At 70.0% G+C, this 9026-nt stretch carries 9 protein-coding genes; all 9 read left to right on the forward strand.

What is annotated here, in order from left to right; genetic code table 11:
* On the forward strand, nt 1-186 hold a 186-nt coding region (locus tag AB0915_RS36545; RefSeq protein WP_366695332.1), incomplete at its 5' end, for a hypothetical protein.
* 272 nt (nt 187-458) lie between these two features.
* A complete protein-coding gene (gene hpnC / locus AB0915_RS36550; protein ID WP_366695348.1) occupies nt 459-1379 on the forward strand; it encodes a squalene synthase HpnC in 921 nt (306 codons plus the stop codon).
* 29 nt (nt 1380-1408) lie between these two features.
* Nucleotides 1409-2329 carry a presqualene diphosphate synthase HpnD gene (gene hpnD / locus AB0915_RS36555; protein WP_366695334.1) on the forward strand — a complete coding sequence of 307 codons (921 nt, stop codon included), beginning with the start codon at nt 1409-1411 and terminating at the stop codon, nt 2327-2329.
* 160 nt (nt 2330-2489) lie between these two features.
* On the forward strand, nt 2490-3878 hold the full coding sequence (gene hpnE, locus AB0915_RS36560) for a hydroxysqualene dehydroxylase HpnE (protein WP_366695336.1): 1389 nt from the start codon (nt 2490-2492) through the stop codon (nt 3876-3878).
* Entirely contained in the window at nt 3875-4978 is a 1104-nt protein-coding gene (locus AB0915_RS36565) for a polyprenyl synthetase family protein (protein ID WP_366695338.1), read from the forward strand. Before hpnE ends, AB0915_RS36565 begins: the two co-directional genes overlap by 4 nt.
* 104 nt (nt 4979-5082) lie before the next feature.
* Nucleotides 5083-7083 carry a squalene--hopene cyclase gene (shc, locus tag AB0915_RS36570; RefSeq protein ID WP_366695340.1) on the forward strand — a complete coding sequence of 667 codons (2001 nt, stop codon included), beginning with the start codon at nt 5083-5085 and terminating at the stop codon, nt 7081-7083.
* Entirely contained in the window at nt 7083-7742 is a 660-nt protein-coding gene (locus AB0915_RS36575) for a 1-hydroxy-2-methyl-2-butenyl 4-diphosphate reductase (RefSeq protein ID WP_366695342.1), read from the forward strand. The genes shc and AB0915_RS36575 overlap by 1 nt, the downstream gene beginning before the upstream one ends.
* A 5-nt stretch (nt 7743-7747) precedes the next feature.
* The gene (gene hpnH / locus AB0915_RS36580; RefSeq protein WP_366695344.1) at nt 7748-8767 is read left to right on the forward strand and encodes an adenosyl-hopene transferase HpnH; all 1020 of its coding nucleotides are present in this window, start codon (nt 7748-7750) and stop codon (nt 8765-8767) included.
* Nucleotides 8768-8771: 4 nt separating this feature from the next.
* The coding region (locus tag AB0915_RS36585; protein WP_366695346.1) for a flavodoxin-dependent (E)-4-hydroxy-3-methylbut-2-enyl-diphosphate synthase at nt 8772-9026 on the forward strand (255 nt) is incomplete at its 3' end.

Below are 9026 nucleotides of genomic sequence, written 5' to 3' on the forward strand. Positions count from 1 at the left end.
CGTTTCGTCACCCATTCGGATGAATCGGCGGTGCGCAACGAGGGCCGCGGACGGATCAGCCGGCGCGCAGAGCCATCGTCATTGCCTCCACTGCGCCCGGCGGGCGTGCACCGGGCTCTGCGCCACGCCAGGGGCGATCTCCTCCCGCCGGATGACGTCAATTTCCTTGCGCACGGGGAAGGTTGATGGGAAGGACAGCGTTGCTGCAGTGTGCACTGCACCCGGGCGTATGGCTGAAGGTTGTACAACGTAAGCTGTACCGGTGCTGATTCGTGGCAAGTGGGGCGATACCGCCTGGGAGTACCGACCCTAGACGGTCCACCGCACTCGGGAGAGCGGGCGGCGTGTCCGGAATGGGATGTTTTGGGTCGGCAGTGTAGAACGGGAGATGTGACGGCAATGACGGAAAATCTCCAGCTCCGAGGCGCATATGCCGTCCCCGCGCCGGGCGGTCCGTGGTGACTCGTGCCCGGCAGGCGCGCCATGACGCCGCCGTACCCGCCACGCTCGACAAGGCCGCGGACGAGAACTTCCCTGTGGCCCCGTTCTTTCTGCCGCGCGCGTGGCGTAACGATCTGATGGCTGTCTACGGATACGCCCGCCTCGTCGACGACATCGGCGATGGCGACCTCGCCCCCGGCGGTGCCGACGCCCGCCACCTCGGACTCGAACCGGCGCAGACCGATGACCGGCTCGCGATGCTCGACGCCTTCGAGGCCGATCTGCACCGCGTCTTCGACCCCGCGGGCGACGGCCCGCGCCACCCTCTGCTCCGTGCACTGCGCCCCACCGTGCGGCGCTGCTCGCTCACCCCCGAACCGTTCCTCGGGCTCATCGAGGCGAACCGGCAGGACCAGAAGGTCCGGCGGTACGGGACGTACGAGGAGTTGCTCGCCTACTGCGAGCTCTCCGCCAATCCCGTCGGCCGGCTGGTCCTCCAGATCACGGGGACCGCGAGCCCCGAGCGGATCCGCCGCTCCGACGCCGTCTGCACCGCCCTGCAGATCGTCGAGCACCTCCAGGACGTCACCGAGGACCTCGGCCGCGACCGGATCTATCTGCCGGCCGAGGACATGGCCCGGTTCCATGTCACCGAGGCCGACCTGGCAACCCCCTCCGGGGGCGCATCGGTGCGCGCACTGGTTGCATACGAAGCAGAACGCGCCCGGAACCTGCTGAATGAAGGCACCCCCCTGGTGGGTAGCGTCCACGGCAGGCTCAAGCTGCTTCTCGCCGGATTTGTGGGAGGGGGGCGTGCCGCCCTCACCGCGATCGCGGCCGCCGGGTTCGACGTACTGCCCGGACCGCCCAAGCCCGCCAAGCCCAGCCTGCTGCGCGAGGTGGGAGTTGTCTTGCGAAGAGTGCGGAGAGAGGGGTGAGCCGGACCGTGGAGGGACAGACGACGTGCATGTCGGCGCCGGTACAGGCCGCATACAGTTACTGCGAGGCCGTCACCGGACAGCAGGCACGTAACTTCGCGTACGGAATCAGGCTGCTGCCTGCCGAGAAACGGCAGGCCATGTCGGCGTTGTACGCCTTCTCCCGCCGGGTCGACGATATCGGCGACGGAGGGCTGGACCGGGAGACCAAGCGGACCCGGCTGGAGGGCACCCGCACACTCCTGGACCGGATCCGGGACGGCGCGGTCGACGAGGACGACACCGACCCGGTGGCTGTCGCGCTCGCCGACGCCGCACGCCGGTTTCCGCTGCCGCTCGGTGGGCTCGACGAGCTGATCGACGGCGTGCTGATGGACGTGCGCGGCGCGACGTACGAGACATGGGACGACCTCAAGGTCTACTGCCGGTGTGTCGCCGGAGCCATCGGGCGGCTCAGCCTGGGGGTCTTCGGGACGCAACCGGGTGCGCCCGGCGCGGACCGGGCCGCGGAGTACGCCGACACGCTCGGCCTCGCCCTGCAGCTCACCAACATCCTCCGCGACGTCCGCGAGGACGCGGGCAACGGGCGTACGTATCTGCCGTCCGACGACCTCGCCAAGTTCGGCTGTTCCGCCGGTTTCCACCGGGCCACACCGCCGCCGGGCTCCGACTTCGCGGGCTTGGTCCACTTCGAGGTCCGGCGCGCCCGCGCCCTCTTCGCCGAGGGCTACCGACTGCTGCCGATGCTGGACCGGCGCAGCGGCGCCTGCGTCGCCGCCATGGCCGGTATCTACCGGCGGCTGCTCGACCGTATTGAGCGCGACCCCGAGGCGGTGCTGCGCGGCCGGGTCTCGCTGCCGGGCCACGAGAAGGCGTACGTCGCGGTGCGGGGCCTGTCGGGTCTGGACGCGCGGTACATTTCGCGCCGGACGGCCCGGGGGCGTGTCTGATGCGTATCGCGGACAACTCGCGCAACATGTGCAACACGGACAAGCGGTCTCTTCGGCGGGCAACCCTCCGACGGGATGACGCGTCCCTGACTGAAACAACGTGCCTGACCGACATGACCAGCCCGGCCGGTTCGACCCGGCAGAAGCGGAGGAGGGACGCATGACCGACGAGGCCCTGCGCTCCTCCCGCGCCGTCGTGATCGGCGGCGGACTCGCCGGCATCACCGCGGCCCTCCGTCTCGCCGACACTGGGCTTGACGTGACCCTGCTCGAAGGACGGCCCCGGCTCGGCGGACTCGCCTTCTCCTTCCGTCGCGGCGAACTGACGGTCGACAACGGACAGCACGTCTATCTGCGCTGCTGCACCGCCTACCGCTGGTTCCTGGACCGGGTCGACGGTGCCCGTCTGGCACCCCTGCAAAACCGTTTGGACGTGCCCGTTCTCGACGTCGGACGCCCCTCGGGGCCCCGGCTCGGACGGCTGCGCCGCAATGCGCTTCCCGTCCCGTTCCACCTCGCCGCCGGACTCGCCGGCTATCCGCACCTCTCGCTCGCCGAACGGGCGTCCGTCGGGCGCGCGGCGCTGGCACTCGGCCGCCTCGACCCGGACGACCCGGCGCTCGACACCATCGACTTCGGAAGCTGGCTGGCCCGGCACGGACAGTCCCCGCGCACCATCGAGGCCCTCTGGGACCTGGTCGGCGTCGCCACGCTCAACGCCACCGCACCGAACTCCTCGCTGGCCCTCGCCGCGAAGGTCTTCAAGACCGGACTTCTCTCCGAGCCCGGCGCCGCCGACATCGGCTGGGCGAGCGTACCGCTCGGCGAGGTCCACGACACGCTGGCCCGCAAGGCGCTCGACTCCGCAGGTGTACGGACCGAGCTGCGCACCAAGGCCGACAGCCTCTCCCGTACCGACGACGGACGCTGGATCGTCGACACGGGCGCCGAACGGATCGAGGCGGACACCGTCGTCCTCGCCGTCCCGCAGCGCGAGACCCACGGCCTGCTGCCCGAGGGCGCACTCGACGCGCCGGACAGGCTGCTCGACATCGGCACCTCGCCGATCCTCAATGTGCACGTCGTCTACGACCGCAAGGTGCTGCGCCGCCCGTTCTTCGCCGCACTCGGCTCCCCGGTCCAGTGGGTCTTCGACCGCACGGACGCCTCCGGGCTCACCGGGCCCGGGCAATACCTCGCGATCTCCCAGTCCGCGGCCGACGACGAGATCGACCTGCCCGTCGCCGAATTGCGCAGCCGCTACCTGCCCGAACTGGAGCGGCTGCTCCCCGCCGCCCGTGGAGCCGGCATCAGGGACTTCTTCGTCACCCGGGAGCGGACCGCGACCTTCGCGCCCGCCCCCGGCGTCGGTCGGCTGCGCCCCGGAACCCGCACTCGTATGCCCGGCCTCCATCTGGCCGGAGCATGGACGGCCACGGGCTGGCCCGCGACGATGGAGGGCGCTGTCCGCAGCGGGTTCAGCGCCGCAGGCGCCGCGCTCTCCTCGCTCGGCCGCACCCATGAACATCCGCTGCAGGAGGCGGCATGAGCAGTACCACCGGAACAAGAGGAGAGTCAGTGACCCCGGCGAATCCGGCTTTCGACACCGTGGCAGACACCGCGGACGTCAACGCGCTTCTGGAGCGCGGACGGGCCATGTCCGCTCCGGTGCTCCGGGCCGCCGTTGACCGGCTCGCACCGCCCATGGACACCGTCGCCGCCTACCACTTCGGCTGGATCGACGCTCAGGGCCACCCCGCCGACGGCGACGGCGGCAAGGCTGTCCGCCCCGCGCTCGCCCTGCTGTCCGCGGAGGCGGCCGGCGCCGCCGCCGAGGCCGGTATCCCCGGCGCCGTCGCCGTCGAACTCGTGCACAACTTCTCGCTGCTGCACGACGACCTGATGGACGGTGACGAGCAGCGCCGCCACCGCGACACCGTGTGGAAGGTACACGGCCCCGCCCAGGCGATCCTGGTCGGCGACGCGCTCTTCGCGCTGGCCAACGAGATCCTGCTGGAGCTCGGCACGGTCGAGGCGGGCCGCGCGGCCCGCCGGTTGACCACCGCCAGCCGCAAGCTCATCGACGGGCAGGCCCAGGACATCTCCTACGAGCACCGCGAGCGGGTCACCGTCGAGGAATGCCTGGAGATGGAGGGCAACAAGACGGGTGCCCTGCTTGCCTGCGCCGTGTCCATCGGCGCGGTGCTCGGCGGCGCCGACGACCGTACCGCCGACACTCTGGAGGCCTACGGCTACCACCTCGGCCTCGCCTTCCAGGCCGTCGACGATCTGCTCGGTATCTGGGGCGACCCGGAGTCCACCGGCAAGCAGACCTGGAGCGATCTGCGTCAGCGCAAGAAGTCCCTGCCGGTCGTCGCCGCGCTCGCTGCGGGTGGACCGGCCTCGGAGCGCCTCGGCGAACTGCTCGCCGCGGATGCCAAGAGCAGCGACTTCGACAGTTTCTCCGAGGAGGAGTTCGCCGCCCGGGCGGCCCTCATCGAGGAGGCGGGCGGCCGGGAGTGGACCGCCCAGGAGGCCCGTCGGCAGCATGCGGTCGCCATCGAGGCGCTGCACGCTGTCGCCATGCCGGAAACCGTGCGGGCGCAGCTCACGGCGCTCGCGGACTTCGTCGTCGTACGAAAGAGATGATCATCATCCGCATATGACTCGCAGTCGCCGGCCGGTGCCCGTACCGGGCGCCGGCCGACGGAGACCCCAGCACAGCAGAGGACCAACTGCACGAAGGGGAAGCCATGACAGCGACGACCGACGGAAGCACCGGGGCTGTGAACCCCCGCGCAGCCTCGGCCAGCGAACCGACCGAATCAACCACCGCCGCAATCGACGTGCTCGCCGCCGCGCGGCGGGCCGCGGAACGCTCGGCGGAGCATCTCCTCGGCAGGCAGGACGCCCAGGGCTGGTGGAAGGGCGACCTCGCCACCAACGTCACGATGGACGCCGAGGACCTGCTGCTCCGTCAGTTCCTCGGCATTCAGGACCCGGCCACCGTCGAGGCGGCCGGACTTTTCATCCGCGGCGAGCAGCTCGTCGACGGCACCTGGGCCACCTTCTACGGCGGCCCGGGAGACCTCTCCGCCACCATTGAGGCCTACGTCGCGCTGCGGCTGGCCGGAGACCGGCCGGACGAGCCTCACATGGCTCGCGCCTCCGGATGGATCCGGGAGCAGGGCGGCATCGCGGAGAGCCGCGTCTTCACCCGCATCTGGCTGGCCCTCTTCGGCTGGTGGAAGTGGGACGACCTGCCGGAGCTCCCACCGGAGCTGATGTTCTTTCCGAAGTGGCTCCCGCTCAACATCTACGACTTCGGCTGCTGGGCCCGGCAGACCATTGTGCCGCTGACCGTCGTCTCGGCGAAGCGGCCGGTGCGGCCCGCGCCCTTCGTCCTCGACGAACTGCACACCGACCCGCTCGTCCCGAACCCGCCCAAGCGCCCCGCCCCGGCGGCCAGCTGGGACGGCGTCTTCCAGCGCCTCGACAAAGCGTTGCACGTCTACCACAAGGTGGCCCCACGCCGGCTGCGCCGGATCGCCATGAACGCGGCGGCCCGCTGGATCATCGAACGTCAGGAGAACGACGGCTGCTGGGGCGGCATCCAGCCGCCCGCCGTGTACTCCGTCATCGCCCTGCACCTCCTCGGCTACGACCTCGACCACCCGGTGATGCGGGCCGGCCTGGATTCGCTGAACCGGTTCGCCGTCTGGCGCGAGGACGGCGCCCGCATGATCGAGGCCTGCCAGTCACCGGTCTGGGACACCTGCCTCGCCACCATCGCGCTCGCCGATGCCGGAGTCAGCCCCGACCATCCCGCGCTCGTGAAAGCGGCGGACTGGATGCTCGGCGAGGAGATCGTCAGGCCCGGCGACTGGTCCGTGCGTCGACCTCAACTGGACCCGGGCGGATGGGCGTTCGAGTTCCACAACGACAACTACCCGGACATCGACGACACCGCCGAGGTGGTCCTCGCGCTGCGCCGGGTCCGGCACCCCAACCCGGCCAGTATCGAGGCCGCCATCGAACGCGGGGTGCGTTGGAACCTCGGCATGCAGTCCCGCAACGGTGCCTGGGGCGCATTCGATGCCGACAACACCAGCCCGTTCCCCAACCGGCTGCCGTTCTGCGACTTCGGAGAGGTCATCGACCCGCCGTCCGCCGATGTCACCGGACACGTGGTGGAGATGCTCGCCATGGAGGGGCGGTCCGGCCACCCGGCCGCCCGGCGTGGCGTCGAGTGGCTGCTCGCCGAACAGGAGACGAGTGGTGCCTGGTTCGGCCGCTGGGGCGTCAACTACGTCTACGGAACAGGGTCGGTGGTGCCCGCCCTGATCGCCGCGGGGCTGCCCACCGCCCATTCGGCGATCCGCCGGGCGGTCGGCTGGCTGGAGTCCGTGCAGAACGACGACGGCGGCTGGGGCGAGGACCTGCGCTCGTACCGGGAGGAGAAGTGGATCGGGCACGGATCGTCCACCGCCTCCCAGACCGCGTGGGCCCTCCTCGCCCTCCTCGCCGCCGACCGGCGGGACAGCACGGCGGTGGCCCGCGGCATCGCCTGGCTGACCGAGAACCAGCAGGCCGACGGGTCCTGGGACGAGCCGTACTTCACCGGCACCGGGTTCCCCTGGGACTTCTCCATCAACTACCACCTCTACCGCCAGGTCTTCCCTCTCACCGCGCTCGGGCGGTACGTGTACGGTGACCCGTTCGCCGCCCGCAGGGCCACCCGCGAGGGGGCCTGATGGGCGATGCCCCGGGACCGCCCGGCTTCGCAGTGCCTCTGCTGATCGCCTGCGCGCTCGGTATCGAGCAACTCGCCCTGCGCAGCGGCAGAGGAAAGGCCGGCGACGCCCCGGGCCCGGTGACCGTGCTCCGTACGGGCATGGGTCCGAAAGCCGCCGAGACGGCCGTGGAACGCGCGCTGGCCCAGGACAGGGCGCACGGCTCCGCGGTCATCGCCTCAGGGTTCTGTGCCGGGCTCGCACCCGACATGCACCCCGGGGACCTGGTGGTCGCCGACGAGACCCGGGACACCGGGGACTCGACGGCCTGTACCGGCGCGGGTCTGCTCGCCGAGGCCCTTGCCAGGGCGGTGCCGGGCCGCACCGTCCACACCGGTCCGCTCATCGGTTCCGGCCATGTCGTACGCGGACATGAGCGGGCCGAGTTGCGGGCCACCGGGGCAATCGCGGTGGACATGGAGTCCGCCGCCACTCTTCGCACCGCCCTGCGCACCGGGCCGCGCCCGGTTGCGGCTGTACGGGTGGTCGTGGACGCCCCGGAGCATGAGCTCGTCCGCATCGGCACAGTACGCGGGGGAATATCAGCCTTCCGTGTTCTTCGTGCCGTCCTGCCGGCTTTCTATGAATGGCACCGATCTTTGCTGCTCCCCAGGAGGTGAGCTAGATGGCCATGCCGCTCCGTCAGACCATCAAGGTTGCGACGTACCTCATTGAACAAAAGCTCCGCAAGCGGGAAAAGTTCCCGCTGATTGTCGAGCTGGAGCCTTTGTTCGCCTGCAATCTGGCGTGCGAGGGCTGCGGAAAGATCCAGCATCCGGCCGGAGTCCTCAAGCAGCGTATGCCGGTGGCCCAGGCCGTCGGCGCGGTGCTGGAATCGGGTGCCCCGATGGTTTCCATCGCGGGGGGCGAACCTCTGATGCACCCTCAGATCGACGAAATCGTGCGGCAACTGGTCGCACGGAGGAAGTACGTCTTCCTCTGCACCAACGCGGTGCTGCTCCGCAAGAAGATCGAGAAATTCACCCCCTCACCGTATTTCGCCTTCGCCGTGCACATCGACGGCCTGCGCGAGCGGCACGACGAATCGGTCGCCAAGGAAGGCGTGTTCGACGAGGCGGTGGCGGCGATCAAGGAGGCCAAGCGGCGCGGCTTCCGGGTCACCACGAACTCCACGTTCTTCAACACCGACACCCCGCAGACCATCATCGAGGTCCTCAACTACCTCAATGACGATCTCAAGGTCGACGAGATGATGATCTCGCCCGCCTACGCATACGAGAAGGCGCCCGACCAGGAGCATTTCCTCGGCGTCGAGCAGACCCGCGAGCTCTTCAAGAAGTCCTTCGCGGGCGGCAACCGGGCCCGCTGGCGGCTGAACCACTCGCCGCTCTTCCTGGACTTCCTGGAGGGCAAGGCGGACTTCCCGTGCACGGCCTGGGCGATCCCCAACTACTCGCTCTTCGGCTGGCAGCGACCGTGCTATCTGATGAGCGACGGGTACGTCCCGACGTACCGGGAACTCATCGAGGAGACCGACTGGGACAAGTACGGCCGCGGCAAGGACCCGCGCTGCGCCAACTGCATGGCGCACTGCGGCTACGAGCCGACCGCGGTCCTCGCCACCATGGGGTCGCTGAAGGAATCCCTGCGCGCCGCGCGGGAAACCGTCTCCGGGAACCGGTGACGTCATGACCGCTGGAGAACCAGTCGAACTGGGTCTCCCCGAGCTGCCGGCCCGGCCGCTCGCGATGCGCCGCCCCTCGCGGCGCATCCAGGTCGGGTCGGTGGCGGTCGGTGGGGATGCGCCGGTGTCGGTGCAGTCGATGACCACGACCCGTACGTCGGACGTCGGTGCGACGTTGCAGCAGATCGCGGAGTTGACGGCGTCTGGCTGTCAGATCGTGCGGGTGGCGTGTCCGACGCAGGATGATGCGGATGCGTTG

The organism is Streptomyces sp. NPDC048411, assembly GCF_040704695.1.
Taxonomy (GTDB): domain Bacteria; phylum Actinomycetota; class Actinomycetes; order Streptomycetales; family Streptomycetaceae; genus Streptomyces.